Origin of the sequence: Luteibacter sp. NPDC031894, from assembly GCF_050273135.1 — a bacterium.
In the GTDB taxonomy this organism is placed as follows: domain Bacteria; phylum Pseudomonadota; class Gammaproteobacteria; order Xanthomonadales; family Rhodanobacteraceae; genus Luteibacter.
The window spans coordinates 16,031-41,994 of sequence record NZ_JBNNMV010000010.1 but is presented as its reverse complement, the minus strand read 5'-3'; the positions used below and the strand labels follow the sequence as shown (position 1 = coordinate 41,994).

The 25,964-nt window shown below is 67.1% G+C and carries 22 protein-coding genes; 15 read left to right on the top strand and 7 right to left on the bottom strand.

Going from position 1 to position 25,964, the window contains the following annotated elements; genetic code table 11:
- Positions 1–55 precede the first annotated feature (55 nt).
- Positions 56–616 (top strand): hypothetical protein, encoded by a 561-nt coding sequence (locus ACQKIE_RS18210; protein ID WP_427461789.1) that lies wholly within the window; start codon positions 56–58, stop codon positions 614–616.
- 142 nt (positions 617–758) lie between these two features.
- Here the strand turns inward: ACQKIE_RS18210 and ACQKIE_RS18205 are convergent, their stop codons facing one another.
- Positions 759–1,187: a DUF4879 domain-containing protein gene (locus tag ACQKIE_RS18205; RefSeq protein ID WP_427461787.1), complete on the bottom strand. Its 429-nt coding sequence runs from the start codon at positions 1,185–1,187 to the stop codon at positions 759–761.
- A gap of 246 nt (positions 1,188–1,433) precedes the next feature.
- Here ACQKIE_RS18205 and ACQKIE_RS18200 point away from each other — a divergent pair, with 246 nt between their 5' ends.
- The gene (locus ACQKIE_RS18200) at positions 1,434–1,844 is read left to right on the top strand and encodes a hypothetical protein (RefSeq protein WP_427461785.1); all 411 of its coding nucleotides are present in this window, start codon (positions 1,434–1,436) and stop codon (positions 1,842–1,844) included.
- 24 nt (positions 1,845–1,868) lie between these two features.
- On the opposite strand, the gene ACQKIE_RS18195 is transcribed toward ACQKIE_RS18200, so the two are convergent.
- The 6 genes from ACQKIE_RS18195 to ACQKIE_RS18170 form a co-directional block, all read right to left on the bottom strand.
- The gene (locus ACQKIE_RS18195; protein ID WP_427461783.1) at positions 1,869–3,812 is read right to left on the bottom strand and encodes a CocE/NonD family hydrolase; all 1,944 of its coding nucleotides are present in this window, start codon (positions 3,810–3,812) and stop codon (positions 1,869–1,871) included.
- 10 nt (positions 3,813–3,822) lie between these two features.
- Entirely contained in the window at positions 3,823–6,837 is a 3,015-nt protein-coding gene (locus tag ACQKIE_RS18190; RefSeq protein WP_427461781.1) for a TonB-dependent receptor, read from the bottom strand.
- Positions 6,838–6,928: 91 nt separating this feature from the next.
- On the bottom strand, positions 6,929–7,684 hold the full coding sequence (locus ACQKIE_RS18185; protein ID WP_427461779.1) for a DeoR/GlpR family DNA-binding transcription regulator: 756 nt from the start codon (positions 7,682–7,684) through the stop codon (positions 6,929–6,931).
- Positions 7,674–9,338 carry an ABC transporter permease subunit gene (locus tag ACQKIE_RS18180; protein WP_427461777.1) on the bottom strand — a complete coding sequence of 555 codons (1,665 nt, stop codon included), beginning with the start codon at positions 9,336–9,338 and terminating at the stop codon, positions 7,674–7,676. Before ACQKIE_RS18180 ends, ACQKIE_RS18185 begins: the two co-directional genes overlap by 11 nt.
- Positions 9,329–10,330, bottom strand: a complete 1,002-nt coding sequence (locus tag ACQKIE_RS18175) for an ABC transporter ATP-binding protein (protein ID WP_427461775.1) — start codon at positions 10,328–10,330, stop codon at positions 9,329–9,331. Before ACQKIE_RS18175 ends, ACQKIE_RS18180 begins: the two co-directional genes overlap by 10 nt.
- A 27-nt stretch (positions 10,331–10,357) precedes the next feature.
- Entirely contained in the window at positions 10,358–11,359 is a 1,002-nt protein-coding gene (locus ACQKIE_RS18170; protein WP_427461773.1) for an ABC transporter substrate-binding protein, read from the bottom strand.
- A 152-nt stretch (positions 11,360–11,511) separates the two neighbouring features.
- On the opposite strand from ACQKIE_RS18170, the gene hisN reads away from it, so the two are divergent.
- The 13 genes from hisN to accD all read left to right on the top strand — a co-directional run bounded on the left by hisN (position 11,512) and on the right by accD (position 25,962).
- Positions 11,512–12,303, top strand: a complete 792-nt coding sequence (gene hisN / locus ACQKIE_RS18165) for a histidinol-phosphatase (RefSeq protein WP_427461771.1) — start codon at positions 11,512–11,514, stop codon at positions 12,301–12,303.
- A 7-nt stretch (positions 12,304–12,310) separates the two neighbouring features.
- Positions 12,311–14,434 carry a phosphocholine-specific phospholipase C gene (locus ACQKIE_RS18160; protein ID WP_427461769.1) on the top strand — a complete coding sequence of 708 codons (2,124 nt, stop codon included), beginning with the start codon at positions 12,311–12,313 and terminating at the stop codon, positions 14,432–14,434.
- Between the two features lie 53 nt (positions 14,435–14,487).
- The gene (gene prmB / locus ACQKIE_RS18155) at positions 14,488–15,408 is read left to right on the top strand and encodes a 50S ribosomal protein L3 N(5)-glutamine methyltransferase (RefSeq protein ID WP_427461767.1); all 921 of its coding nucleotides are present in this window, start codon (positions 14,488–14,490) and stop codon (positions 15,406–15,408) included.
- A 13-nt stretch (positions 15,409–15,421) separates the two neighbouring features.
- Complete coding sequence (gene aroC, locus ACQKIE_RS18150) at positions 15,422–16,525, top strand: chorismate synthase (RefSeq protein ID WP_427461766.1); 1,104 nt, start codon at positions 15,422–15,424, stop codon at positions 16,523–16,525.
- A 4-nt stretch (positions 16,526–16,529) separates the two neighbouring features.
- Positions 16,530–17,549, top strand: coding sequence for a 2-hydroxyacid dehydrogenase (locus ACQKIE_RS18145; protein ID WP_427461764.1), 1,020 nt, complete (start codon positions 16,530–16,532; stop codon positions 17,547–17,549).
- An 11-nt stretch (positions 17,550–17,560) separates the two neighbouring features.
- Entirely contained in the window at positions 17,561–18,589 is a 1,029-nt protein-coding gene (locus tag ACQKIE_RS18140; protein ID WP_427461762.1) for an aspartate-semialdehyde dehydrogenase, read from the top strand.
- A complete protein-coding gene (locus ACQKIE_RS18135) occupies positions 18,589–18,876 on the top strand; it encodes a hypothetical protein (RefSeq protein WP_427461760.1) in 288 nt (95 codons plus the stop codon). The genes ACQKIE_RS18140 and ACQKIE_RS18135 overlap by 1 nt, the downstream gene beginning before the upstream one ends.
- A 170-nt stretch (positions 18,877–19,046) precedes the next feature.
- Positions 19,047–21,521: a FimV/HubP family polar landmark protein gene (locus tag ACQKIE_RS18130; protein ID WP_427461758.1), complete on the top strand. Its 2,475-nt coding sequence runs from the start codon at positions 19,047–19,049 to the stop codon at positions 21,519–21,521.
- A 103-nt stretch (positions 21,522–21,624) separates the two neighbouring features.
- Positions 21,625–22,392, top strand: a complete 768-nt coding sequence (gene truA, locus ACQKIE_RS18125) for a tRNA pseudouridine(38-40) synthase TruA (protein WP_427461756.1) — start codon at positions 21,625–21,627, stop codon at positions 22,390–22,392.
- Positions 22,389–23,012 (top strand): phosphoribosylanthranilate isomerase, encoded by a 624-nt coding sequence (locus ACQKIE_RS18120; RefSeq protein WP_427461753.1) that lies wholly within the window; start codon positions 22,389–22,391, stop codon positions 23,010–23,012. Before truA ends, ACQKIE_RS18120 begins: the two co-directional genes overlap by 4 nt.
- Before the next feature lie 25 nt (positions 23,013–23,037).
- Entirely contained in the window at positions 23,038–24,249 is a 1,212-nt protein-coding gene (gene trpB, locus ACQKIE_RS18115) for a tryptophan synthase subunit beta (protein ID WP_427461750.1), read from the top strand.
- On the top strand, positions 24,249–25,049 hold the full coding sequence (gene trpA / locus ACQKIE_RS18110; RefSeq protein ID WP_427461748.1) for a tryptophan synthase subunit alpha: 801 nt from the start codon (positions 24,249–24,251) through the stop codon (positions 25,047–25,049). Before trpB ends, trpA begins: the two co-directional genes overlap by 1 nt.
- 40 nt (positions 25,050–25,089) lie before the next feature.
- Positions 25,090–25,962 carry an acetyl-CoA carboxylase, carboxyltransferase subunit beta gene (gene accD, locus ACQKIE_RS18105; RefSeq protein WP_427461746.1) on the top strand — a complete coding sequence of 291 codons (873 nt, stop codon included), beginning with the start codon at positions 25,090–25,092 and terminating at the stop codon, positions 25,960–25,962.
- Positions 25,963–25,964 lie beyond the last annotated feature (2 nt).

Sequence of the window (25,964 nt, the reverse complement as noted above, 5' to 3'; positions counted from 1 at the left end):
GCAGGATCGCGTCGTTTGCACATTCCCTTCACGGTGATGGGCCGATGTAGGGGCGATGCGCATCTGGCCGACCGGATTGTTTCTGATCCTCGGTGCCCTCGCTTCGGCGAGGGCACAAGAGGTGATGGCGCCCGGCGCGGCCCAGGTCATCGGGTTCGACACCCTGCCCAGCGGGCAACTGCTCACACCGTTCAAGGATCCGGCGGGTCTCTATACGATCGTCGCGACGAAGCGAGGGCCGTTCCTCTATGGAGAGCGGGCCGAGACCGGCATGCGTCCGCTCGCGGGCCGCTACCTCGCCATCCGGCCCGGCACGACGGAGCGTACGAACCTCACGAGCATCGTGCTGTCCCCCGGCGTGCATGGCAGCGACGCCTCGTTCGACTACTGGATCCAGACGCCGGGCGACCAAGCGGTCAAGCTCGGCTGCGTCTTCAGCGCCGGCCCCGAAACCTCGACCTGGTCCGGCGCCGCCGTTCGCGCCGGCAACTACAGCTGCCACGCGCCAGCCGGCGCGACGATCCGCGAGATCCACCTGAGCACTACCTTCGACGGCGGCATCCTGCGGATAGACAACCTCGTCATCCACATGGGCAGCGCGTTGGCGAAAGACTGATCTGTGGTCACGAGCTCGCCTTCAGCCTCGCATCTGCGCCTGTGTCGTAGCGGTGACGCCAGCAGCCGTCACCGCTACGACAGCTTTTTCTCAGAGCGCAGGAGTACTTGCGACTCCCGATGCGCCACGGGTCAGCTGCGGCTTAACGCACTTGAAGACTTACCCGCCGCACACCGCCAACACCGTTTGGAATCACCATGTATTCGAAGTTGCCGCCGTCGCGGCCGCTTGCATCCCAGGTACGGCGATAGCCGATGATTGTGCCGCGGCCGTTGCAAGGGCCGGCGTGTCCTTGGACGTAGCAAAGCGGCATTGTTCGAATTTCGCGGAGCGTGAAGCCGAGCAAGCGGGCCTGGGCATTATTTCCATAGCCGATTTCGTCAGTAGTGATGCGCACCACCGCGCCGCCATGGTCCCTTGATGTCGAATAAGCCCCGGAGGGGAGGTATTCCCTTCCTCCCTGTGATGATTCGACGGCATAGATGTATGCGTTGGATAGGTTATTTGCGTGCGAGGCTGCCGAAGTTAGCGAAGCGGCGAGTGCAAACGTTGCTATCGCGAGATTCTTCATTGAAGGCTCCTATCTGACCCTATTGGCCGTGGAGCAGCATCGCGTCGCGATTGTCTCAGTTCCGCCAGAAATGTGCGCAACCTACTGAAGGCGCCTTGCGTAGTGGTTGGTGCGGTAAATCTCGCTGTCGTTCTGATGTAAGTCTTGCCTTCAAGATGCGAAGGCGCAGCTCCTTCTTATCGCGAGCTTGCTAAACATTCGAAGCAATCTCTGTTCTTCTTGGTCGACACCAAGAGGAGCCGACTCATGCAAGTCAAGCCAGCGTCTACGATGCCTTCTTTTCCTGCAGCGAGAGAAGTGGGATATTCAAGAGAGATGTCGCCGCACAAAGTTCCACCAATTTCGAGTTCTCTTGCGTCGAAGGGCATCGATTTTTCGAGAATCACTCCACGCCAGATACAGTCACTTTGTGATGAGTTGATCTTCACCGGCGGAGAACAGGAATTCGACGATGCCTCTGCTCTTGGTAATTCGCTTCCTTCGGGGATATTTGAAAGGGCGCCAGACACTCCCATCAATCTGACGGGCCAAATCGAAGGCATGATCGAATTCGACCGCAACAACGGCTTCGACCTCCTGGCTACTTTTTACTCTGGCTTGCTCGATCGCATGAAACTGATGGAGGCCCGTTCGGTGCATATCTCCGTGAAGGCGTGAGGTGTCCCCACGCCGTCACGAAGCTTATCGTGTCACAGGTAGTTCGACGTAGGTGCCGTTCTCGCCATCCCGAACGATGCGTTGCGTCGCCTTGCGGTAATCGGCGGGCTTCGCGTTGAAGATGTTCGGGACGAAGGTTTGCGGGTTCCGGTCGTAGAGGGGGAACCAGCTGGACTGTAACTGCACCATCACGCGGTGACCGGGCTGGAAGACGTGGTTCACCGTGGGCAGCGGGAAGCGATAGTCGAGGGGCTTGCCGGGTTCCAGTGCCTTGGGCTTGTCGTAGCCCTCGCGGTAGCGGCCGCGGAAGATCTCCATGGCGACGGGCAACTGGTAACCGCCCATCGACGGCTTCTCTTCCACCTCGTCCGGATAGACATCGATGAGCTTCACGACCCAGTCGCTGTCCGTTCCACTGGTGGAAGCGAGCAGGTGGACCAGGGGCTCGCCCGCCACGCCCAGCGGCTTGTCGAGCACCGGCGAGACATACGTGAGCACATCCGTGCGGGTGGCGAACTGGCGCTGGTCGTCGACCAGCCATTCCGGCCAGCTGTCGACCTGGTCGGGGACACCGTGCGACCAGGGCTGGATCGGGCGTACCCGATAGGGAACCGGCCTGGCCGGATCGGAGACGTATTCATCGGCACCTGCGGCAGGCAATGCCTCGCCGAGGCCACCGTCCGCTTCCACGTACCATCGATGCATCGTTGGCGCGCAGCCCGTGCGGCAACTGGACGGCCAGCTATCGAGCTTGCGCCACGTGTTTTCGCCGGTCACGAAGGCGTTCACCGGGGCGATATCCGCCTTCGGCGCGTCATCCTTCAGGTACTGCGCGAGGAACGGGCGCAGGATCCGCTGCCGGAATTCGGTGCCGGTATCGCTGCCGAGATTGACGGCGCCAATGCTCTCGCCTCTTTCCCACGTCTTGGCGTGTCGCCAGGGTCCGATCACGAGCCAGAGCTTTTCGTGGTTCGGGTCGCGGGGCGCAAGGGCACGGTACACGGCCATGTCACCGTAGTTGTCTTCCTGGTCCCAAAGGCTGTGCACGAGCATCGTCGGCACGGTCATCGGCTCCTTCGCCGCGATCTTGTCGAGTGCCTGTTCAGACCAGAAGCTGTCGTACGCCGGATGGGCCAGCAGTTTCTGCCAGAATCCCAGCGCCTCCATGCCGTACGCACGGCCGACGTCACCCGCCGAACCGAAGTGCAGGTAAAGGTCGTAGTCGTCGCGAAAGCCGCTGGTCCAGCCGATATCGCTGCGGCGCGAATTCACCATGCCGTAGATGTACGGGATCATCTGCTGGCGGAACGCGCCGCGATGGAACCAGTCGTCGCCCATCCAGCCGTCGATCATGGGATTGATCGGCACGGCCACCTTGAGCGCGGGGTGGGGCCGGATCGTCGCGACCATGGCCTCGAAGCCGTCGTAGGAAATGCCGATGATGCCGACCTTACCGTTGGACTCGGGCACGTGTTTCACCAGCCAGTCGACGGTGTCGTAGATGTCCGAGGATTCGTCGACCGGGGTGGGGTTGCCGTGCCCGATCGGTGGCCGGTTCATCACGAAGTCGCCTTCGGAGCCGTTCTTGCCGCGGATGTCCTGGATCACGCGGATATAGCCGTCCTGCACGATGATGTCGGCGGGATTGTCGTAGCCGCGCAGTGCGGGACCCAGGTGTGGACTGTCGCTGCGATGTCCCATGCCGTCGGCGCCGTACGGCGTACGCGTGAGCAGGATGCCCGCGTGCGTCGTGCCCTTGGGCATGAGGATCGCGGTGTGCAGCTTGACGCCGTCGCGCATCGGGATCTCGACCGTGCGGCGCACGTAGTCGAAGCCCGGGTTCGTCGGCGTGAAATGGGCCGGCGTTTCCGTCGGCAGGTCCTTATAGGTGGTCTCGCCGCCGACCGCCGGAATCGCGAGGACTCCGGCGGCAAGCGCGACGATACCCAGTCGCAGTAGTGGATGCATGGGCTTCCCGTTAGAAGTCGTAGGTGACACCGAAGCGGGCGTAACGCGGCTGCGTATAGCTGATGACCTGCTGGTAGCCGTCGTTCACCGAGTTCTTGCTGCCCGAGACCGGGTTCGTCCGTTGCGACCGCTGCTGGTTGAGCAGGTTGAACACCGAGGCGGTGAAGGCCAGCTTGCGATCGGCCCACATCGGACGGTACTCGACGTTGACGTCGACCAGCTCTTCCCACGGCTCGCGGCCCTTCGCGCCATAGGCCGACGGTTCGCCGAAGCAGAAGTGGTAATAGCTGCCGTAGCCGGAGGGATCGCCCTCGGCTTCCCCGTAGCGACCCAGGCACGACTTCGGCAAGCCGGACTGGATGAGCAGGTTGGCCGAGACCAGCCATTCGGGGGCGATCTGGTAGGAACCGTACAGCTTCAGCTGGTGCTTACGGTCGTTGGCGAGGTAGCCATTGGCGTAGTTCATCAGCGTGGCGTAATCCCAGTCACGCGATGCCGCGACGGAGCCCTGGCCGACGTCCGAACGCACCTGGCCTTCCGTGTTGCCGTAGCTGCGCGAATACAGGTAGTCGATCTTGCCCGACCACGTGCCATCGAACGGATGCGACAGGTACAGATCCAGCCCGTAGTAGTTGCGCTTGAGGTGGCTGAAACCGAAGTCGGCGTTGGTCACGGTCACGTTGGTGTAGCCGCCGTTGTTGTTTGCCAGCTGGTAGACGTTCGCGCGACCTGGGTTGGACAGGTAGCAGCTGCCGACGGTGACCGCGTCGATGTCCGCGCCCTGGGCGATGGCGGCGCGGGTGATCGCGCCGTTGTCGCAGACGTCGTCCAGCGCGTTGCGCAACTTACGCACCGTGGCCTTCGCGCCCGCCACCCAGTTGGCATCGAGCTGCTTGTCCATGCCCAGGATGAACTCGTCCTGGTACTCCGACTTGATGTTCTTCGCGCTGACCGTCTTGGGATCGGGTGGCTGGCCGTACTCGCCATTGGGAGACACGGCGCCGCCGGTGGCCGACTGGATGAAGGTCACGCCGGTGGGCAGGCCGCTGGCGTCGATGCCCGTATAGGTGAAGTACTGGTTGGTGGCCAGCGAACCCGCGGACGTGCGCAGTGCGACGGATGCCGGCATGGCCAGGAAGTAGCGGCCGGCGTTGCCGTAGACCTTCATGCTGGAGTCGCCGTTCACGTCCCAGCTGAAGCCAAGGCGCGGCGCCCACTGCGGCTTCGTCAGCTTCAGGTAGGGCTGGCCGGCCGGGTTGTAGTTCGTGAACTGGTCGTTGCGCAGACCCAGTGAGAGAAGCAGTCGGTCGGTGACCTGCCAGTCGTCCATGATGTATTGGGCCCGCTGCTTCACGCGCACGGAGGCGAGCGTGTTGTAGTGGCGGTAATAGCCGTAATAGCCGGTCTCGCCGCCAGGGTAATTGCCGGGCTTGTCGACGAAGGGGCTATCGCTGATGTTGAGGTTCTCGTCGCCCTTGGCATACCACAGCTCATAGCCGTCGCCACCGATCGTGGTGCCATCGTCGATGTCGTGGGAGTCCTGGTTGTCGATACCGGCGGTGATCGAATGGGTGCCGATCTTGTAGTTGAGGTCGACGCGAAGGTTGCGATTGGTCGACTCGTGGTCCGGGTTGTCGATGGTGTCCAGCGTCTGCCCGTTGGTGATCGGCGTGCCGCCGTTGAGCGCCGGGTTCTGCTGGCTGACGTTGCCGATGAACGGTCCGGTGACGCCTGTCGCGGGCGGCTCGTTGTAGTAGGTGAGCTTCGACTTTCCGTACAGCGCGGTGAGGGTCAGGTCGTCGGTGATGTAGCTGGTGAACTTGGCGACATAGACCATGGCCTTGGTCTTGTACGTCGAGTCCGTACTGGCGAAATCGCCGACCGTGTTCGTGTCGTAGTCGTAAGCGTACTTGTTGCCGTTCGAACGGTGTGTCTGGTTGACGCCGGTCAGCTCGAGGATGTTGCTGTCATTGATATTCCAATCGAGCTTGCCGTACCACTTCGGGTCCTTGTACGTGTACTTCGTGTCGTACGCGTGGTTCACATCCCCGATGCTGTTGCCCTTGCTGCGCTCCATCTCCACCGCGGCGAACGCGTACAGCTTGTCCTTGATCAACGGGCCGCCGGCATACGCGCTGACCGTCGTGCTCCACTCGTGGTTGTCGTCGTTGCGCTGGTTGATCGTGCCCGGGGGTGCCGGGTTGTCGTGGCCATAGGTGATGTTGCGGGCGCTGGCACGTGCGAAGTCCGGTTCCCAGAGCACCTGGGCACCGAAATGCCATTCATTGGTGCCGCGCTTGCCGACCTGGCTGATGACGCCGCCATCCGAGCGGCCGTACATCGCGGAGTAACCGCCGCTGAGTATTTCCTGCTGGTCAACCGCGCCATAAGGCAGGGTGACGCCGCCGAATCCGCTGAGCGGATCGGTCGTGTTCATGCCGTTGATGTAGTACGCGTTCTCCGAGACGGCCGAGCCGGCGAAGCTGACGAGGCTGCCGCCGAAGGCGTTCTTGAAGCCGCTGTAACCGGGCGAGGCGCCAGGCGCGAGCAGCGCCACGGCTTCCGCCGAACGCTGCAACGGCAGGCGCGCCATGTCGGCGGCGGTGATGACGGTGCTGGAAGCCACCGTCGCCACGTCGATCTTCGGCAGACTGTTGGCCGAGACCGTCACGCCCTCGAGTTGCTGGGTGTCGCCGGTGCTGCTCGCGCCGGCGAAGGACACATCGGTGGCGGCACCGACGCGCAGGGTGACGTTGTCGCGCTTGTCGACGACGTTGCCGTTGGACTTCAGTGAAACCGTATAGGTCGCCAGCGGCAGCGCTTCCACCGCGTAGCGCCCGCGCTCATCGACCGGCACCTCCCGGACAAGGCCGTTGCTGCCCTCGATCAGCACCGTCGCGCCGGCGGCGGCCGGCGCCTGTCCGGCGATGCGCCCGGTCGTGGCCTGGCCAAAGGCAACGCCGGCGAAAGACGCCGCGATGGCGGCGCATAAAAGTGTATGTCGGAGGGTGGGTCGGTAAGGCATGGGAGTGCTCCGGGAAGGCTGGTCTGTGAGTGGTTGGTTCAATCGATCCAAGTACGAGGTCGAACAACGGCCTTCCTGGCACGGTCTTGTTTCAGGCATAGGCGATCTCGCCCACGGCCTTACGAAGGAGGGTCAACGCGCGGGACGTTTCCGCGCGACGGTCGGTGACGAGCACGTCGACGCGGTCGACCGGGCACCAGGCGACGCGGCTGCGCACGCCGATCTTGGAGTGGTCCGCCGCGATCACGACGCGACGCGCGTTCGCGCACATCGCTCTCGCAATCTCGGCTTCTTCCATTTCGAAACTGCTGGCGCCACCCGTCGCATCGATGCCCACCGGCGACAGGATGGCGAGGTGCGGCTGGTAGCGGGCTATCTCGGTCACCGTGGCGGCACCCTGGGTGCAGCCGATCTGCGCGTTGAAGCGTCCGCCGAGCAAATGGACGTCGTTGCCGGGACGTGCGGCGAATCGCGCGGCGACGTCGACGGCGTTGGTGACGATCGTGAGCCCGTTGCGCGTGGCGAGCGCCTCGGCCACGAGGTTCATCGTGCTGCCGGCGTCCATGAAGATCGTCTGGCCGCTTTCGACCAGCGTGGCGACCTTTTTCGCGATGGCGCGCTTCTCGCGCACGCGGGTGGCGTGGCGCACGTCGATCGGCGGCTCGTCGCCGGTGAGCACCGCGCCGCCGTGCACGCGGCGGATCTCGCCGCGCTCGGCGAGTTCGACGAGGTCGCGGCGGATGGTCTCGCGCGACACGCCCAGCTCGGTGACGATCCTCTCCACGGACACCTGGCCACTCGCGCGGAGCAGGTCGCGGATGCGGGAATACCGTTCTTCATGCCACATGGCGTCGTTCCTTGAGGACGTGGAGGAGGAGGCGCATCGCGCCCAGGGCGAGGGCGCCGGCGAGGACGACGCACATGGCATAGGCGGCGGCCTGTGCCAGGAAGCCGTTCTCGTCGAGGCGCATCACGGTGACCGAGGCGAGGCCGAGGTCCGGCGTCACCAGGAAGATCACGCCGGACAGCGTCACCATGGAGCGCATGAACAAGTAGACGAAGGTGGAGACGGCCGCCGGCGCGACGAACGGCAGCACCGCGTCGCGCAGGACGTGCGCCGTGCCGCCGCCCGACACCGCGACGGCGTCGTCCAGCGCCTCGGGCACCTGGCGCATGCCGGACTGCATCGTGAGGAAGGACTGCGCGTGGTAGTGATACAGGCTGCAGAAGGCGACGATCCCGATGCTGCCGTAGAACCATTGCGAGGTCGCGCCATGGTCGAAGGCCAGGACATAGCCCAGGCCGAGCACCATGCCCGGCACGGCCGCGGGCAACGAGGCGAGGAACTGCACGGGCCGGGCAATGGCGCGCGGCGCGTGGCGCAGCCCGGCGGTCAGCGCGAAGACCAGGACGGAACCGACGCACGCGGCGAGCAGGGACATGGCGAGCGAAGTGGCGACGGGTCCGTAGCCGTCGGGCATGCCGCCGAGATAGTTGGCGAGGGTGAGCGCGCGGTCGTACGGCCAGAGCTTGACGACGCTGACGTACGCGACGGTGCCCACGACCGCCACGAGCGGAAGCAAGGTCAGGATAACGAGCATACCGAGTGCCGCGTCGCGTCCCGCGTGCTTCGCGGGAAGCAGCATCCGGCCGGGCATCGCGTCGCCGCTGTCCTGGCGTCGGCGCGCCATGCGGCCGAGCCACACGGACAACAAGGCGGGCGCGAGCAGCACGACGCCGAGCGTCGCGCCCATGGCGAAGTCGAGCTGTCCGACTACTTCGCTGTAGATCTCCATCGCCAGTACGCGGTAATTCCCGCCGACGATCACCGCGCTGCCGAAGTCGGTGAGCGTTTCCGTGAACACGAGGAACGCGGCGGCGAGCAGCGCGAAGCGCAGGCGCGGCAAGGTCAGTCCGAGGAACTGCCGCCATGGCGAGGCGCCCATCGACGCGGCGGCATCGTAGTGGCGGGCCGGCGTGCGAACGAGCGCGGCGGATAGGATGATCACGACCTGGGGCAGGCCGTACAGCGTGTTCGCGACGAGCAGGCCCCAGAATCCGTAGATGTCGGTGGGCAGGCCCGTGAGCCGGTGGACGAGCCCATTGCGGCCCAGCAGGCAGACGAGCCCGAGTCCCAGCACCAGCGAAGGCGCCAGCATCGGCAAGAGCAGGACGCCACGGATGAGGGCCTTGCCGGGGACGCGCGAACGATGCAGCGCCATGGCGAGCGCGAGACCGAGCGGCACGCAGCAAGCGGTGGTGGCGAGGCCGATCGCGAGACTGTGCAAGGCGGCGCGCGGAAGGCCGGGATCGTCGAAAAGGCGCAGGTAGTTCGCGATCGTGAGCGCGCCTTGCGCGTCCGTGACGCTGCGCCATAGCACCGTGGCGAGCGGATGCAGGAAAAACAGGAACAGGCCGAGTACCGGCACGACCAGCAGCGACACCGCTGCCAGCCGCCCCTGGCGGGTACCGGCCATGTCGGTGGCCACGCTCACGAACATACCCAGGCGCCTCGCAGCGCATCGACCGACACCGGCTCGCCTCGGGCGAGGGCGCTGTTGCCCGGCAATTCGGCCAGCAGCTTGCGCCCGCGCCAGGCGAGCGTCACGCGTGCCAGGTTGCCGAGGAAGACCGATTCCTCGACCACGGCTTCGCCGCGCGCGTCGCTACGGATCACGACGTCCTCGGGGCGCAGGCAAAGCTCGAACGTGCTCTCGCTGCCGGGCGGGCGGCGCTCGAGGAACCCGGGCAACGTCTCGCGCACGAAGGCCGTGGGCAGGAGGTTGGCCCTGCCGACGAATTCCGCGACGAACCGTGTGCGCGGCCGTTCGTAGAGGTCGCGTGGGGTGCCGGTCTGCTCGATGCGTCCCTGGTTCATGCAGACGATCGTGTCCGCCATCGCCAGTGCTTCTTCCTGGTCGTGCGTCACCATGATCGTCGGGATGCCGAGTGCCCGCTGCAGGACGCGGATCTCGCTGCGCAACTGCCCACGAATGGCGGGATCGAGGGCAGACAGCGGTTCGTCGAGCAGGAGCATCGCCGGCTCCGTCGCCAGTGCGCGCGCGAGTGCCACGCGTTGCTGCTGGCCGCCGGAGAGCTCGTCGGGAAAGCGCGCACCGAGCCCACCGAGGCCCACCCGTTCCAGCAGGTCGCTCGCGCGCGCCGCGATGGTCGCCGCGGCATCGCGACGAAGACGCATGGGGTAGCCGACATTCGCGGCGGCGGTCATGTCGGGGAAGAGGGAATACGTCTGGAACACCAGGCCCATGCGCCGGTCGCGCGCGGGCAGGGACGTGATGTCGCGATCGCCCAGGGTGATCCGGCCGGCATCGGGCGCCGTGAGCCCCGCAACGATGCGCAGCAGTGTCGTCTTCCCGCAGCCGCTGGGGCCGAGCAGGCAGATGAACTCGTCCTCGTTCGCGGCAAAGGACACGCGGTCGAGCACCGTGTGCCCACCCCATGCCTTCGAGATCTCATGTATCCGCAGGTGCATACCCCAAGATTCCCCTTGACCGCCGCGCTAGCGCGTCAGCCGCTTGTACCTGGCAATGAGCGCCGCGCGCTCGCGCGCCGCCGTGGCGAAGTCGCGCGCGGGCAGCGTCGCGACGATGTCCGCGGGCAGTCCCTCACGTTGTTGTTCCTCGCTCGGCACGCTCCCCGGCGCCGAGACGATTTCCTTGTAGCCGCGATACAGCGCGGCGGCGTCGGGAGAGGCGGTCCAGTCCAGGAACCGTTGCGCGTCCTCGACGTGCGGCGCGTCCTTCATCAGGGCCGAGGCTTCCAGTTCGTATCCGCGGGCGCCTTTCGGGATCACCATCGTCACCGGATACCCCTGACGGATCGACTGCATGGCCGAGAAGGCGAAGGAGATGCCGATGGGGAATTCACCGATGCGCGCCAGCTTGCAGGGCGCCGAACCGGACAGCGTCACCTGGCCGACGTTGCGCGCGATGTCCAGGACGAGGTCCATGCCCACGGGATCTCGCCCCGCGTCGGACAGCGACGAGACCAGCATGTAGCCGGTACCGGAAGACGACGGGTCCGGCATCGCGATCTGGCCGCGATACCTCGGCGAGGTGAGGTCTTTCCAGCTGTCCGGCATGGGCAGTCCGTGCTCGGCCAGCGCCTCGCGATTGACGCACAACGCCGCGAGGAAGCCTGTCGGCGCGAACCAGCGGTGGTCCACATCGCGGAATGCCGCGGGCATGCGGTCGATATGCTCCCCGTGGACGGGGGCGAGCAACGCGGCGATGCGCGGATGGAGCATGTCGGTGACGGCCATGCCCCAGATCGCATCGTTGCGTGGTTGCGCCGACTCGGCGAGGAGCCGTGCCGCGAGATCGCCGCTGGACAGGCGGAGCACGTGGACGTCGATATCCGGCAGGGCCTTTCGGGCCGCGGCGAGGTAGGTGGCGATCTCGTCGCTCTCAAGCGCCGAGTACACCGTGACGGTACCGGCACGAGCCACGCCGCCGGCGGTCACCAGCAGGATCACGATCGCGATGTGGCGGTAAGGGCGCATGGCCGTCTCCGGGGTGACACCCCGTGTGGTGTTTTGGGTATATTTGCAAACTTGTGGACACGGCGTCCACCGGAAAATTTTCGTTCTTGTCATGATCCAGAAACGTGCGAACGCTAGTCCGCGCACGCTTTCCCTACCCAGGAGTGCCGTTGATGCAATCGTTGCCCGCCCCCGAGCGGAAGCAGTTCGAAGCCTTCGCCGCCGGCATCGCCGACAACGCACGTGCGCTCTCCCTGCCTCGTTTCCGCCGCCCGGTGGACGTCACGCTCAAGGGCGACATGAGCCCCGTGACGGCCGTGGACCGCGGCGTGGAGTCCATGCTGCGCGAGCGCATCGAGATGGCGTGGCCGACGCACGGCCTGCTCGGCGAGGAATACGGGGCGACGCGGGTGGACGCCGAATTCGTGTGGTCGATCGATCCTATCGACGGCACGCGCAGTTTCATTTCCGGCTGGCCCCTGTGGGGCACGCTGATCGCGCTGCTGCACCGCGGCCGCCCCGTGCTCGGGGTGCTCGACATGCCCGCGCTCGACGAGCGCTGGATCGGTCACGCCGGCGCGGGCACGACGATGAACGGCGGCTCATGCCGCACCAGCGCGTGCGAGACCCTTGGGGCGGCGACCATCTACACGACGACCCCCGACATGTTTACCGCCGAGGAATGGGCGCGTTTCGACCGGACCAGCCGCGAGGCATACGCGCGGCGTTTCGGCGGCGACTGCTATGGTTACGGGATGCTGGCATCGGGCTACATCGACGCCGTCGTCGAAGCGAACCTCATGCCTTACGACTACCTGGCCATCGTGCCGGTCGTCGAGGCGGCCGGCGGCATCGTCACCGACTGGGAAGGCCGTCCTCTGGACCTGCAGAGCGGCACGCGCGTCGTCGCCGCCGCTACCCCGGCGTTGCATGCGTCATTGATCGAATCGCTCGCCAGGAACTGATCCGCGCATGATTTCCCACGAGCGCCGCCGTTTCCTCCATGCCGCGGGCGCCACGCTCGCCGCGTCGTTGGTCGCGCAGGGCTTTCCCGCCGCGGTGGCGAAGGCGCTGACGATGCCGCCGCACCGTCGCACGGGCACGATCGCCGACGTCGAACACGTCGTGGTGCTCATGCAGGAGAACCGGTCGTTCGACCATTATTTCGGCAGCCTGCGCGGTGTGCGCGGATTCGCCGATCCGCGCGTGCTCGAACTGGGCAATGGCGATCCGGTGTGGCGCCAGCCGGTCACGGCGGCCCGTACCGAGTTCTGGAAGAGGCGGGGCATCGGCGACGACATCGCCTGGGTGTACCCGTTCCACCTCGACACCCACGCGTCGGGCGATCACCACGAAGGCACCGACCATGGCTGGAGCAGCGGCCATGGCGCGTGGAACCTCGGCCGCAACGACCGCTGGATCGAGCAGAAGCAGGATGTGCTGACCATGGCCTACCTGCGCAGGGACGACGTGGCGTTCCACTACGCGCTCGCCGACGCTTTCACCGTCTGTGACGCGTACCACGCGTCCGCGCTGGCGGATACGGCGATCAATCGCGTGTATCTCTGGAGCGGCACGTGCGATCCCTCCGGCCGGCTCGGCACGAGAGACAACGGCCCCGGCACGGAAGAGCGGCCGGCGACGAACGGCTACACCTGGACGACCTATCCCGAGCGATTGGAAAAGGCGGGAATCAGCTGGCGCGTCTACCAGGGCGGCACGGGCGAACCTGGGTCGCCAACCGACAACTACACGGACAACTCCCTTGAGTTCTTCGCGAACTACCAGGTGCAGGAAGGCGCCGATCCGGCCGGTTCGCTCGTCCGCAACGGCGTTTCCACGCACGCGTTGCGCGACCTTCGCCAGGACGTGCTGCACGACCGCCTGCCGCAGGTCACCTGGATCGTCGCACCCTACGCGTACAGCGAGCATCCCAAGGCGTCGCCGGCCGATGGCGCCCACTACATCCGCAAGGTGATCGAGGCGCTCACGGCGAACCCGAAGGTCTGGAGTCGTACCGTCCTCTTCCTCAACTACGACGAGAACGACGGCTTTTTCGACCACGTGGTGCCACCCGCGCCGCCCCTGACGAGCGCGGAACGGTCTGAGGGCATGGTGTCGCCGAGCTTGGTAGCGAGCTTGCGGGACGAGGTCGTGGACCTGGACCGGCACCCCCGGATCGCCTCGCCGCTGGTTCCTGGCAGCGATCCCGGTGGTCTGCAACCGGTGGGTCTCGGCAACCGTGTGCCGATGATCGTGGTCTCGCCCTGGACGCGCGGCGGTTGGGTCTGCTCGGAAACCTTCGACCACACGTCCGTCCTGCGTTTCCTTGAGAAGCGCTTCGGCGTGGAGGAGCCCAACATCAGCGCGTGGCGGCGTGCCGTCTGCGGCGACCTCACCAGCGCGTTCGACTTCGCGGGTGCGAGCGACATCGCCATGCCGAGGCCACGTGTCCCGGCCGGTTCGGATGGAAAGACGCCCATCCGGGTGCCTCGCGAACAGGCGATGCCGAGGCAGGAACCCGGCACGCGACCGGCCCGTCCCCTCGGCTACGCCTGGTCGGTCAGGCACCGCCTGGCCGACGGCGCCAGCCGCGTCGCTTTCGACAATACGGGGGCGCTGGGCGCCGCCTTCCTCGTCTACGACGGCCTTCGCCGCGAGGCGCCGCCACGCCGCTACACGGTGGCGGCAGGCGATCGCATCGAGGACGCATGGAAGCTGGCGGATGCCGGGGACGGCTACGACCGCCGCATCCACGGGCCCAACGGCTACTTCTGTGCCTTGCGCGGGTTCGCCGACGATACGTTCGAAGCCGAGGTTCGCGGGGCAGGTGGCCAGCGGCGCATCGAGGTGTTGCTGTGGAACCGTGGCGAGCGCGCGGCCGTTTGCCGCGTCGCGAACGCGTACGGCGCCGCGCCGGCACGGCAGGTGGCGGTCCCGGCGGGTGGGACCGAAACGCTCGCCTTCGAGTTGGCGGAGAGTGCCGGCTGGTACGACATCGCCGTGACCCTTCCCGATGCGCCGCGCTATCTTCGACGCTACGCCGGGCACCACGAGGATGGCCAGCCGGCGACCAGCGACCCCGGCCCGGGCTGAGCTGAGGTCCCGGACGGCTATACTGACGGGCCAGTCCCATCGAATTCCCCTCCGTGACCAGCGAACTGTCCTCCATCATCGACTTCATCCGCTATGGCGCGAGCCGTTTTTCGGCCGCCGGCCTCACTTTCGGGCATAGCCACGACAATCCGATCGACGAGGCCACCCACCTGGTCCTGGCCGCCCTGCACCTGCCGCCGGACCTGCCGCCCGCCTACGGCGCCGGCAAGCTCGTCGCCGGCGAGCGCGAGACGGTCCTGGCGCTCATCGAGAAGCGCATCGTCGAGCGCGTGCCGGTGGCCTACCTCGTAGGAGAAACCTGGTTCGCCGGCCTCAAGTTCAAGAGCGACCGCCGGGCACTCGTGCCGCGCTCACCCATCGCGGAGCTGATCGAGAGCCGCTTCACGCCCTGGCTGGACGACCGCCGGGTGGATCGCGCACTCGACCTCTGCACCGGCTCGGGTTGCATCGGCATCGCCATGGCCGAATACAACCCCGACTGGCAGGTGGATCTCGTCGACGTCAGCGACGACGCGCTGTCGCTGGCGAACGAGAACATCGTCTTCCAGCACGTGGAAGACCGCGTGCGGGCGATCAAGTCGGATCTGTTCGCCGGCGTGGAGGGGGAGGTCTACGACCTCATCGTGTCGAATCCGCCCTACGTCACCAACGGCGAATACGCGGCCATGCCGGCCGAATACAGCCATGAACCGGTCCTCGGCCTGACATCCGGCGATGATGGACTCGACATCACGTTGCGCATCCTCGACGAGGCGGCCGACCATCTCAGCGAGGATGGCCTGCTGATCGTGGAAGTGGGCGACAGCGAACGCGCGCTCGTCGAACTGCTGCCGCGCCTTCCGTTCGTCTGGCTGGAGTTCAAGGTCGGGCAGATGGGCATCTTTGCCCTGGAGCGGCGCGACCTCATCGAACACGCCGCCGATATCGCCGCCGTACGCGCCGCAAGAACCTGACCCCGGGAACACCGTGTCCTCCAATACGTTCGGCAAGCTCCTCTCCGTCACCACCTTCGGCGAAAGCCACGGCCCGGCGATCGGGTGCGTGGTCGACGGCTGCCCACCCGGTCTGCCGCTCGAGGCGAGCGAGTTTCGCGCCGACCTCGAGCGCCGCGCCACCGGGCGCTCCCGGCACACGTCGCAGCGTCGCGAGGCGGACGACATCGAAATCCTCTCCGGTGTCTACGACGGGCTCACGACGGGCACGCCGATCGCGCTGCTGATACGCAACACCGATGCGCGATCGAAAGACTACGGGAACATCCTCGAGACCTTCCGGCCCGGCCACGCCGACTACACCTATTGGCAGAAGTACGGCATCCGCGACCCGCGCGGCGGCGGACGCTCGTCGGCGCGCGAGACCACCATGCGGGTCGCCGCCGGCGTCATCGCGAAGAAGTGGCTGGCCCTGCGGCATGGCGTCACCGTGCGCGGGCACGTCGCCCAGATCGGCGAGATCGTGCCTCGCGGCCACGACGTCGAAGCCATCGAATCGAACCCGTTCTTCTGGCCGGATGCCGGTCAGGTCGCCGAACTCGAGTCCTACATGGACGCCCTTCGCAAGTCGGGCGATTCGGTCGGCGCGAAGGTCACCGTCGTCGCGGAGGGCGTGCCGGCGGGTTGGGGCGAGCCCATCTACGGCAAACTGGATGGCGAGCTCGCTGCCGCCATGATGTCGATCAATGCCGTGAAGGGCGTGGAGATCGGTGACGGCTTCGCCGCCGTGGCCCAGCGCGGCACGCAGCACCGCGACGAAATGACGGCTGCCGGATTCCTTTCCAACCACGCGGGCGGCATCCTCGGCGGCATCGCCTCCGGCCAGCCCGTCGTAGTGTCGATGGCGTTCAAGCCGACCTCCAGCATCCTCGTTCCCGGCCGGAGCGTCGATCGGGCAGGGGAGGCGACCGAGGTGGTGACGAAGGGCCGCCACGATCCCTGCGTGGGGATCCGCGCGGTGCCCATCGCCGAGGCCATGCTGGCCCTCGTGCTGATGGACCAGGCCCTGCGCCATCGCGCCCAGTGCGGCGACGTCGGCACCGTGCCGCCGCACATCCCCGGCACGTTGCAGGGGTGAGGCGATGAGCAAGCCGACGGTCTGGATCTCCCGTCCGTTCTTTCCGGACATCGTCGATCGCCTGCGTCCGCATTTCGAGGTGCGCGCGGAAAGCGAAGAGCGCGCGCATTCGCTGGAAGAGCGCGCGGCCCGGCTGGCGGACGCCGATGCCGCCATCGTCGGCCTTACCGAGCGCATCGACGCGGCGGCGATCGCCGCCGCGTCGCGCCTGCGTTTCGTGGCGAACCTGGGCGTCGGCTACAACAACCTCGACCTGGCGGCGCTGACCGCCGCCGGCATCGGCGCGTCCAACACGCCCGACGTCCTGAACGAAACCGTAGCCGACTACGCCTGGGCGCTGATGCTCGCCGCGGCGCGCCGTGTCGGGGAAGCCGAGCGCTGGCTGCGCCGGGGCGAGTGGCAGGGTTTCCGCTTCGAAGGCTGGCTCGGCGCGGACGTACACGGCAAGACCATCGGCATCCTCGGCATGGGCCGCATCGGGCAGGCCATCGCGCGCCGCGCGAGTGGCTTCCGCGCCCGGGTGATCTACCACAACCGCTCGCGGCTCGACGCCCGTGTCGAACAGGAGTGCGCGGCCACCTACGTGGACAAGGCAAGCCTGCTTGCCACGTCGGACCACCTGATCCTGGTCCTGCCGTTCAACGCGCAGAACCGCCATGCCATCGGTGCCGCGGAGCTGGCGGCGATGAAACCGACCGCCACGCTCGTGAACATCGCGCGGGGCGGCATCGTCGACGACGCGGCGCTGGCCCGGGCCCTGGCGGACGGTGTCATCGGCGCCGCGGCGCTCGATGTGTTCGAAGGCGAGCCGGCGGTGCATCCCGATCTCCTCAACCTCGAAAATATCGTGCTGAGTCCGCACATCGCCAGCGCAAGCCGCGACACACGTCGCGATATGGCGGCGCTGGCTGTGGACAATGTGCTGGCGGCGTTCGGGCATGGTCCTCACGCCGGCCGGCCACCCACGATCCTCAATCCGGGTGTGCTGGCCGACGCCAGCGGACCTGATTTCCCCAACGCCTGACGAAGCGAAGCATGAGCAAGAAGACGAGTTACAAGGTGGCCATGGTGGGTGCGACCGGTGCGGTCGGTGAAACCCTGCTGTCGATCCTCGCGGAGCGGGATTTCCCCGTGAGCGAACTGGTGCCCCTGGCGAGCGAGCGCTCGGCGGGCGGTACGGTCGACTTCAATGGAAAAACCTACGTCGTCCAGGACCTCGCCAAGTACGATTTCGAAGGGGTGGACATCGCCTTCTTCTCGGCCGGCGGCTCGGTGAGCCGCGAGCACGCGCCGCGCGCGGCCGCCGCGGGTGCCGTGGTCATCGACAACACCTCCGAGTTCCGCTACCAGGACGACATCCCGCTGGTGGTTTCCGAGGTGAATCCGCATGCCATCGCGGATTACACGGTGCGCGGGATCATCGCCAACCCGAACTGCTCCACGATGCAGATGCTCGTGGCCCTGGCCCCGATCCACCGTGAGGTGGGCATCGAGCGGATCAACGTCGCGACCTACCAGTCGGTCTCGGGCGCAGGTCGCAGCGGCATGGAAGAGCTGGGCAAGCAGACGGCGCAGATGCTGAACTTCCAGGAAGTCGAGACGGCCAAGTTCCCAAAGCAGATCGCCTTCAACGTCATCCCGCATATCGACGAGTTCCAGGCGAACGGGTACACGAAGGAAGAGATGAAGATGGTCTGGGAGACCCGGAAGATCCTCGAGGATCTTTCCATCCAGGTGAACCCGACCGCCGTCCGCGTTCCCGTGTTCTACGGCCACGCCGAGGCGGTGCACATCGAGACGCGCGACAAGATCACCGCCGAGCGCGCCCGTGAGCTCCTCGAGGAGGCGCCGGGCGTGGTGGTCCAGGACGAGCGCAAAGCCGGCGGCTATCCCACGCCGGTTGGCGACGCGGCGGGCAAGGATCCGGTCTTCGTCGGCCGAATCCGCGAGGACATCTCGCACGAGCGCGGCCTGGACCTGTGGGTGGTCGCCGATAACATTCGTAAGGGCGCGGCCCTCAACGCCGTGCAGATCGCCGAGATCCTGATCGAGGACTACCTGTAATGCCTCTCCGCGCCGTCGCCGCCTGCCTTTTCATCGTGTTCGCGCCGGTGGCGCTGGCCGGGGAGCGCCCGCAGGCGGCGTCGACGCAGGCGCATTCCGCCGCGGAGAAGGCCAGGCTCGAAGCGCTCCGTGGCCAGGAAAAGCACGAAGACGCCCAGGTGGAGCAGTTACGGAAGCGTGTCGACACGCTCGAATCGACGTCGCAGGCCACCAGCCACGACATCGCGGAGCGCGACCGCAAGATCGCCGAGCTGCGGCGGCAGTTGGAGGCCAGCCAGGGCAAGTGACGATGTATGGGGAGCGTGTACGGGCCTCGCGAGCGACTTAACGTTGTCGCGTAACTGTCCGTAGACGCTATTGTTAGTTGTTGCTGGGGTGCACTACAGTGGCGCCTTCGCGGCCGACCGCCCGCACAGAGGCGCGCCGCCGGCATGGTTTTAGTTCGGGGGAAGCACTGATGAACCGTACGTTGAAGCTTTCGATCATGCTGGCGCTGGCGACCTGGGGCAGCCAGGCCATGGCCCAGAACCTTGGGCCCGTCCACTTGCAGTCCACCATGGACCAGCCGCTCGTAGCGGAGATCCCGCTCACCGGGGTATCGGGAAATCCCGATAACGTCCACGTGGCCCTGGCGTCGGAAGAGGCCTTCACCCGCGCCGGGCTCAATCGCGCGGGCCTGCCGGTGCCGCTGAGTTTCACCGTGGCGAAGAACGCCGCCGGCCAGCCGGTCATCCGGGTGACCAGCGCGGCTCCGGTTCGCGACACCTACCTCGATTTCCTCGTGGAAGTCTCGTCGGGTGGCAACAAGGTCGTGCGCGAAGTGACCATGCTGCTCGATCCGCCCGGCACGCCGCTGAACACGGCCGCCGCCTCGGCGGCACCGTCGCAGGCGCCGTCGGCCGCTCCTTCGCGGACGTCCGACGTTCCCGCACGGGTGCCCGCGCAGGTCGCGCCGAAGCCGTCGCGCAGCGAGGCCGCGCCGCGGCCGGCCGCCGTGGCGGCCGGCGGTACTTATGGGCCGGTCCAGCGCGGCCAGACGCTCTCCTCGATCGCCCGCGACCACGCGAGCGGCGCGGACATGAACCAGATGCTCGTCGCCTTGCAGAAAGCCAATCCCGAGGCGTTCTACCGCGACAACATGAACGCGCTGAAGACCGGCGCGATCCTGCGCATTCCTTCGGCGGACGAGGTACAGGCACAGTCCAATGCCGAGGCATTGGCGGAAGTGCGCCGGCAGAACGAAAGCTGGCGGGCGGGCACCACCGCCCGGTCGCCCTCGGTCGTGGCCGACGCCGCGTCGACCAACGCGGGCCAGGGCGAGGCAAAGCCCTCGCGTTCCGGCTCCGACCGTCTCGCCATCGTTCCCGCGAAGGAAGGCGGTGACGCGGCTTCGACGCGTGCGGGCAGCAAGGGTGGCACGGGCGACGCCCAGGTCGCCGGTCTTCGCCAGGAACTGGCCACGTCGCAGGAAAGCGTCGCTTCCCTGAAGCAGCAAGGCGCCGAGCTGAAGTCGCGCATCGGCGAGCTCGAGGACATCAACACCAAGAACCAGCGACTGCTGAGCCTCAAGGATTCCGAGATCGCCGAGCTCCAGCGCAAGCTGGCCGAGGCGCAGAAGGCGGGCACCGCTCCTGCAGCGAATGCGCCGGTGCCGGCGAACGCCCCGACGCCGTCCCCGACGCCCGCCGCGGCCACTCCGGTCGCAGGTGCGCCCGCCACCGCCGGTAGCGCGGCGCAGGCCGCGACCCCCGCACCGGCTCCGGCCGCGACCGTCGCGACCGCGCCCCTGAAGGAACCCGCCGCGGCCGCGGCGACGCCGCCCGCGGCTGCTCCGGCGGCCAAGCCGGCAAAGAAGCCGATCGCCCCGACGCCGGTGGTGGTCGAAGACCCCTGGTACATGCAGCCTTGGGCATGGGGTGGTGGCGCGATCGTCATCCTCCTTCTTCTCGTGGCCGCCGTGTTCGGGCGCAAGAAGCCCAAGGCCGCGCCGGCCGTCGCCGGCGGCTCGCTGGCGGACCGCTTCGGCGGGGAGCCGAACTTCGAGTTCAGCCACCACGGCGAGGTGATGGACCAGGACCAGCGCGAGATCCTCGACGCGCTGGCCGAACATCCGGACGACGTCGGTCTGCACCTCGAGTTGGTCAGCCTTTACTACGGCCGGCGCGATGTCGAGCACTTCGAGGCCGCCGCGGAAGCCATGTTCGCCCACGTCGCCGATCCGGAGCAGCCGGAATGGCGCGAGGTGGTGATGATGGGCGAAGACCTCGCACCGACTCATCCGCTGTTCGGCGGAACGCCGGTGGACGACATCGAGGATCCGTACGACGACGGCTACGGCGCCCCGCGCACCCATGCTGTCGAGGACGAAGGTGCGGCGCTCGAGGAGTTCGACCTCGGCACCTACGCCACCGGGCCGGAGGACGACCGTCCGCAGGCTCCGTCGCCGCAGAAGCACAGCGAATACCATTTCAACTTCGACCTGACGCCGGTGCAGCGCGCCGAAGCCGACCGTCGTCCGAACGCACCCGGCGTGTTCGACGTCGACGCGCCGGAATCGCCGTACGTTGAAGCGCCCGCCGGCGTGTCCGAGGGACACGCCGGTTTCGCGGAGATCCTGGGCGAGGAGAAGGAAACCGCCGCGGACGACGAGCGTCCCTCATGGGCATTCCAGGACGAGCACGAGGCAGCCGCCACCTCGCCGACCGACCTGCCGCGTTTCGACGAACCCACCTTCGGCGACGAAGAGCCGATCGTGGACCACAACCCCGAGAGCTTCAGCGACGACCCGGTCGACACCAAGCTCGACCTGGCCCGTGCGTACCTCGACATGGGCGACGCCGAAGGCGCCCGCCTGATGCTCGACGAAGTGCTGGCCGAAGGTTCGCAGATGCAGAAGGACACGGCGCGCCGCATCCTCAACGATATCGCCTGATCCAACGGTTGCGACGACGGAAGCCCCGGCCTGGTCCGGGGCTTCCGCGTTCCCGGGGGCGCAAAGTGCTACCCTTTTCCGTTTCCACCGCTTCCGATCACCCATGCGCATCGCCCTTGGCGTCGAATACGACGGCACCGACTTCCTCGGCTGGCAGCGGCTCAGCCACGCGAAGACCGTGCAGGGTGCGCTGGAAGAGGCGTTGACCTTCGTTGCGCATGCGCCCATCGAGGTGACGGCCGCCGGCCGTACCGATGCCGGCGTGCACGGTCGTTGCCAAGTGGTCCATTTCGATACCGAGGTCGAGCGCGATATGCGCGGGTGGATCCTCGGCGCCTGTTCCAACCTGCCGCACAGCGTGGCGGTCACCTGGGCCCAGCCCGTGGCCGACGACTTCCATGCGCGCTTTTCGGCGCGGGCGCGGCGCTATCGCTACCGGATCCTCCCGCGCTTTGTGCGACCCGCCCTGGACGCCCGTTTCGTCGCCTGGGAGCGTCGGCAGCTCGACGCGGACGCGATGCACGTGGCGGCGCAGGCGATCGTCGGGGAGCACGATTTCTCGGCCTTCCGCGCGGTGTCCTGCCAGGCGGCGCATGCGCGACGCAACGTGCGCTCGATCCGAGTCTTCCGCGACGATCTCCATGTCGTGGTGGAGATCGAGGCGAACGCGTTCCTCCATCACATGGTTCGCAATATCGTGGGTTCGCTGCTCCCCATTGGCCGAGGCGAACGTCCGACGACGTGGATGGCCGAATTGCTCGCGGGCCGCGACCGCGAGTTGGGGGGAGCCACCGCGCCCGCCGAGGGTCTGACCTTCCTCGGCCCGCTCTACGAACCCCATTGGGGATTGCCCGCGGAGGTGACGCTATGACCCGGATCAAGTGCTGCGGCATGACGCGCGTCGACGATGTCCAGCTGGCCGCGCGGCTCGGCGCCGACGCGGTCGGTTTCATCATGACCCGCAAGAGCAAGCGCTTCGTGGACCCGGTTGCCGCCGCGCGCCTGCGCGACGCGGTGCCGCCTTTCGTGACGACGGTGGCGCTGGTGATGGACGACGAGCCTGCGTACATCGAGGAAGTGCTGCGCGTACTGCGCCCGGACATGCTGCAGTTCCACGGCGCCGAGAACGACGACGCATGCGCCGCCTACGGCGTCCGTTACGTGAAGGCGATCGCGATGGGCGAAGGCGCGCCCGCGCTGGCGGGGCTGCGCGACTATCCACGCGCCGCCGGCCTGTTGCTGGACGGCCACGGCCTGGGCGAGCAGGGTGGCAGCGGCCAGCGCTTCGACTGGTCGCTGATGCCGACGGATCTCGCACAACCCTTGCTGCTTGCCGGCGGACTCACGGCAGACAATGTCGCCGAGGCGATTCGTATCGCCCGGCCTTGGGCGGTGGACGTTTCCAGCGGCATCGAATCGTCGCCGGGCATCAAGGATGGGGCTAAGATGGAACGCTTCATTTCCGCCGTGCGCGCCGTCCCCAGCGTGTGACACGGCCCAAGCTGACGAGAAGGCAATGACCGAGATCGCGGATTTCCACGCCTGGCCCGACGCGCAGGGGCGCTTCGGCGAGTTTGGCGGCATCTACGTGGCCGAGACGCTCATGGAGCCCCTGGCCGAACTCACCGCCGCCTACGAGACGTTGCGCAAGGATCCGGCCTTCATCGCCGAGCTCGACCGCGACCTCAAGTACTACGTGGGCCGCCCGAGCCCGGTGTACCACGCCGAGCGCCTGTCGAAGCACGTGGGTGGCGCGCGCATCGTGCTCAAGCGCGAAGACCTGAACCATACGGGCGCGCACAAGATCAACAACACGGTCGGCCAGGCATTAGTCGCCCGGCACATGGGCAAGACGCGCATCATCGCCGAGACCGGCGCAGGCCAACATGGCGTGGCCAGCGCGACGGTCGCGGCGCGGCTGGGCCTGAAGTGCGTCGTTTACATGGGCGCCGTGGACATCGAGCGGCAGAAGATCAACGTGTACCGCATGCGCCTTCTCGGCGCCGAGGTCGTGCCCGTGACCTCCGGCTCGAAGACCTTGAAGGACGCGCTCAACGAGGCCATGCGCGACTGGGTCACCAATGTCGCCGACACCTTCTACATTATCGGCACGGTGGCGGGGCCGCATCCGTATCCGCAGATGGTGCGCGACTTCAACGCCATCGTCGGTCGCGAGGCGCGCGAGCAGGTGCTCGAGCAGTTCGGCCGGTTGCCGGACGTGATCACCGCGGCCGTTGGCGGCGGTTCGAACGCCATCGGTCTTTTCCACGCCTTCCTCAACGATCGCGATGTCCGCATCGTGGGCGCCGAGGCAGCGGGTGAAGGCATCGCGACAGGGCGGCATGCGGCATCGCTCTCGGCCGGCAAGCCGGGTGTGCTGCACGGCAACCGCACGTACGTGCTGTCGGACGCCAACGGCCAGATCGTCGAGACGCATTCGGTGTCGGCCGGACTGGATTACCCGGGCGTCGGGCCAGAGCATGCGTTTCTTAAGGATGCGGGACGTGCCGAGTACGTCGGCATCACGGACGACGAGGCGTTGGAGGCCTTCCATCTCCTGGCCCGCACCGAAGGCATCCTCGCGGCGCTGGAATCGAGCCACGCCATCGCCCAGGCGATCAAGCTGGCCCGCGATCTGCCGAAGGACGGACTGGTCCTGGCCAACCTTTCCGGGCGCGGCGACAAGGACGTGCACACGATCGCAGCCCGTGAAGGAATCGAACTCTGATGAGCCGCATCGAACGCCGCTTCGCGGCGCTGAAGTCCGCGGGCCGCACCGGCCTCGTCCCGTTCGTCACCGCTGGCGATCCCTCGCCGGAAGGCATGGTCCCCTTGCTGCACGGCCTGGTTGCCGCCGGAGCGGACGTCATCGAGCTCGGCGTGCCGTTTTCCGATCCCATGGCCGACGGCCCCGTGATCCAGCATGCCAGCGAGCGAGCGATCGCCCGGGGCGTCGGCCTCGCCAATGTCCTTGCCTGGGTCGCCGCCTTCCGCGAGACGGACGCGGAAACGCCCATCGTCCTCATGGGCTACCTCAATCCCGTGGAAATGTACGGTTATGCGGCGTTCGCCGAAGATGCCGTCGAGGCCGGCGTCGATGGCGTCCTGATGGTCGATTGTCCGCTGGAGGAGTCGCACGTCCTCGCCCCCCTGCGCGCCGCCGGCCTAGAGCAGATCCTGCTCGCGTCGCCCACGACCGCCGAGGGCCGCCTGGCCCGGCTTTGCGAGGCCGCATCGGGCTTCCTGTACTATGTATCGTTCGCCGGCATCACCGGTGCGGCCCAGCTGAGCACGGGTGACATCGCCCAGCGAGTCGCCGACATCCGAGCACGGTCGAAGGCCCCGGTGGCCGTCGGTTTCGGCGTCCGCGATGCCGCGAGTGCCAGGGCGATCGGCGAATTCGCCGACGCCGTGGTCATCGGCAGCGCCCTGGTCGACCGCCTTGCCGGTGCGACCTCGGCCGAGGATGCCGTCGGCAGGGCACGGGATTTCCTGGCGCCGATCCGCGCCGCGCTCGACGCGCGCTGACCGGACGCCGGGGTAGGACAGAGACATTCGGAGAGACACGATGAACTGGCTGCAGAAGATCATGACGCCGAAGACCCGCGCCCCCGGCGCGGCCGGCGGCAAGGGCAAGGTGCCCGAGGGCGTGTGGGAGAAGTGCGCCGGTTGCGGCACCGTGCTCTACAAGCCGGAGCTCGAGAAGTCGCTGATGGTGTGCCCGAAGTGCGGCCACCACCATGCCATCTCCGCACGCGCCCGGCTCGCGGCCTTCTTCGACGAGGGCAGCACGACCGAGCTCTGGCCGAAGATGGAAGCCGTGGATGCGCTGAAGTTCAGGGACCAGAAGAAGTACAAGGATCGCGTCGCCGCGGCGCAGAAGAACACCGGCGAGAAGGATGCACTGATCGCCATGTCCGGACGCCTCCTGGAGCGCCCCCTCGTGTCCGTGGCGTTCGAGTTCGCCTTCATGGGTGGTTCGATGGGTTCGGTGGTGGGCGAGAAGTTCGCCCGCGCCGCCGAGCGGGCGCTCGAGGAAAAGAGCGCCCTCGTCTGTTTCTCCGCCACGGGCGGCGCGCGCATGCAGGAAGGCCTGTTCTCGCTGATGCAGATGGCGAAGACGTCGGCCGCGCTGGCGCGCATGCGCGATGCCGGGGTGCCCTATATCTCCGTGCTCACGCACCCGACCACCGGCGGCGTGTCCGCGAGCCTGGGCATGCTCGGTGATATCAACGTCGCCGAGCCGAAGGCGCTCATCGGCTTCGCCGGTCCTCGCGTCATCGAGCAGACCGTGCGCGAGACGCTGCCCGAAGGCTTCCAGCGACCGGAGTTCCTCGTGGAGCACGGCGCGGTGGACGTCATCGTCGACCGTCGCGAGATGCGCGACAAGCTCGGCGCGATGCTCGGTATCCTCGGCAAGGCACCGCGCGCGGCCGCTTGATC

Bases quoted from the DNA above. Each gene is read 5' to 3' on its own strand.
- ACQKIE_RS18170 (WP_427461773.1), bottom strand. From the start codon at position 11,359: ATGCGCCCTTACCGCCACATCGCGATCGTGATCCTGCTGGTGACCGCC.
- ACQKIE_RS18195 (WP_427461783.1), bottom strand. From the start codon at position 3,812: ATGCATCCACTACTGCGACTGGGTATCGTCGCGCTTGCCGCCGGAGTC.
- truA (WP_427461756.1), top strand. From the start codon at position 21,625: ATGCGCATCGCCCTTGGCGTCGAATACGACGGCACCGACTTCCTCGGC.
- ACQKIE_RS18160 (WP_427461769.1), top strand. From the start codon at position 12,311: ATGATTTCCCACGAGCGCCGCCGTTTCCTCCATGCCGCGGGCGCCACG.
- ACQKIE_RS18190 (WP_427461781.1), bottom strand. From the start codon at position 6,837: ATGCCTTACCGACCCACCCTCCGACATACACTTTTATGCGCCGCCATC.
- ACQKIE_RS18210 (WP_427461789.1), top strand. From the start codon at position 56: ATGCGCATCTGGCCGACCGGATTGTTTCTGATCCTCGGTGCCCTCGCT.
- ACQKIE_RS18180 (WP_427461777.1), bottom strand. From the start codon at position 9,338: ATGTTCGTGAGCGTGGCCACCGACATGGCCGGTACCCGCCAGGGGCGG.
- ACQKIE_RS18145 (WP_427461764.1), top strand. From the start codon at position 16,530: ATGAGCAAGCCGACGGTCTGGATCTCCCGTCCGTTCTTTCCGGACATC.
- trpB (WP_427461750.1), top strand. From the start codon at position 23,038: ATGACCGAGATCGCGGATTTCCACGCCTGGCCCGACGCGCAGGGGCGC.
- ACQKIE_RS18205 (WP_427461787.1), bottom strand. From the start codon at position 1,187: ATGAAGAATCTCGCGATAGCAACGTTTGCACTCGCCGCTTCGCTAACT.
- ACQKIE_RS18130 (WP_427461758.1), top strand. From the start codon at position 19,047: ATGAACCGTACGTTGAAGCTTTCGATCATGCTGGCGCTGGCGACCTGG.
- ACQKIE_RS18120 (WP_427461753.1), top strand. From the start codon at position 22,389: ATGACCCGGATCAAGTGCTGCGGCATGACGCGCGTCGACGATGTCCAG.
- ACQKIE_RS18140 (WP_427461762.1), top strand. From the start codon at position 17,561: ATGAGCAAGAAGACGAGTTACAAGGTGGCCATGGTGGGTGCGACCGGT.
- hisN (WP_427461771.1), top strand. From the start codon at position 11,512: ATGCAATCGTTGCCCGCCCCCGAGCGGAAGCAGTTCGAAGCCTTCGCC.
- ACQKIE_RS18135 (WP_427461760.1), top strand. From the start codon at position 18,589: ATGCCTCTCCGCGCCGTCGCCGCCTGCCTTTTCATCGTGTTCGCGCCG.
- ACQKIE_RS18200 (WP_427461785.1), top strand. From the start codon at position 1,434: ATGCAAGTCAAGCCAGCGTCTACGATGCCTTCTTTTCCTGCAGCGAGA.
- trpA (WP_427461748.1), top strand. From the start codon at position 24,249: ATGAGCCGCATCGAACGCCGCTTCGCGGCGCTGAAGTCCGCGGGCCGC.
- ACQKIE_RS18185 (WP_427461779.1), bottom strand. From the start codon at position 7,684: ATGTGGCATGAAGAACGGTATTCCCGCATCCGCGACCTGCTCCGCGCG.
- ACQKIE_RS18175 (WP_427461775.1), bottom strand. From the start codon at position 10,330: ATGCACCTGCGGATACATGAGATCTCGAAGGCATGGGGTGGGCACACG.
- accD (WP_427461746.1), top strand. From the start codon at position 25,090: ATGAACTGGCTGCAGAAGATCATGACGCCGAAGACCCGCGCCCCCGGC.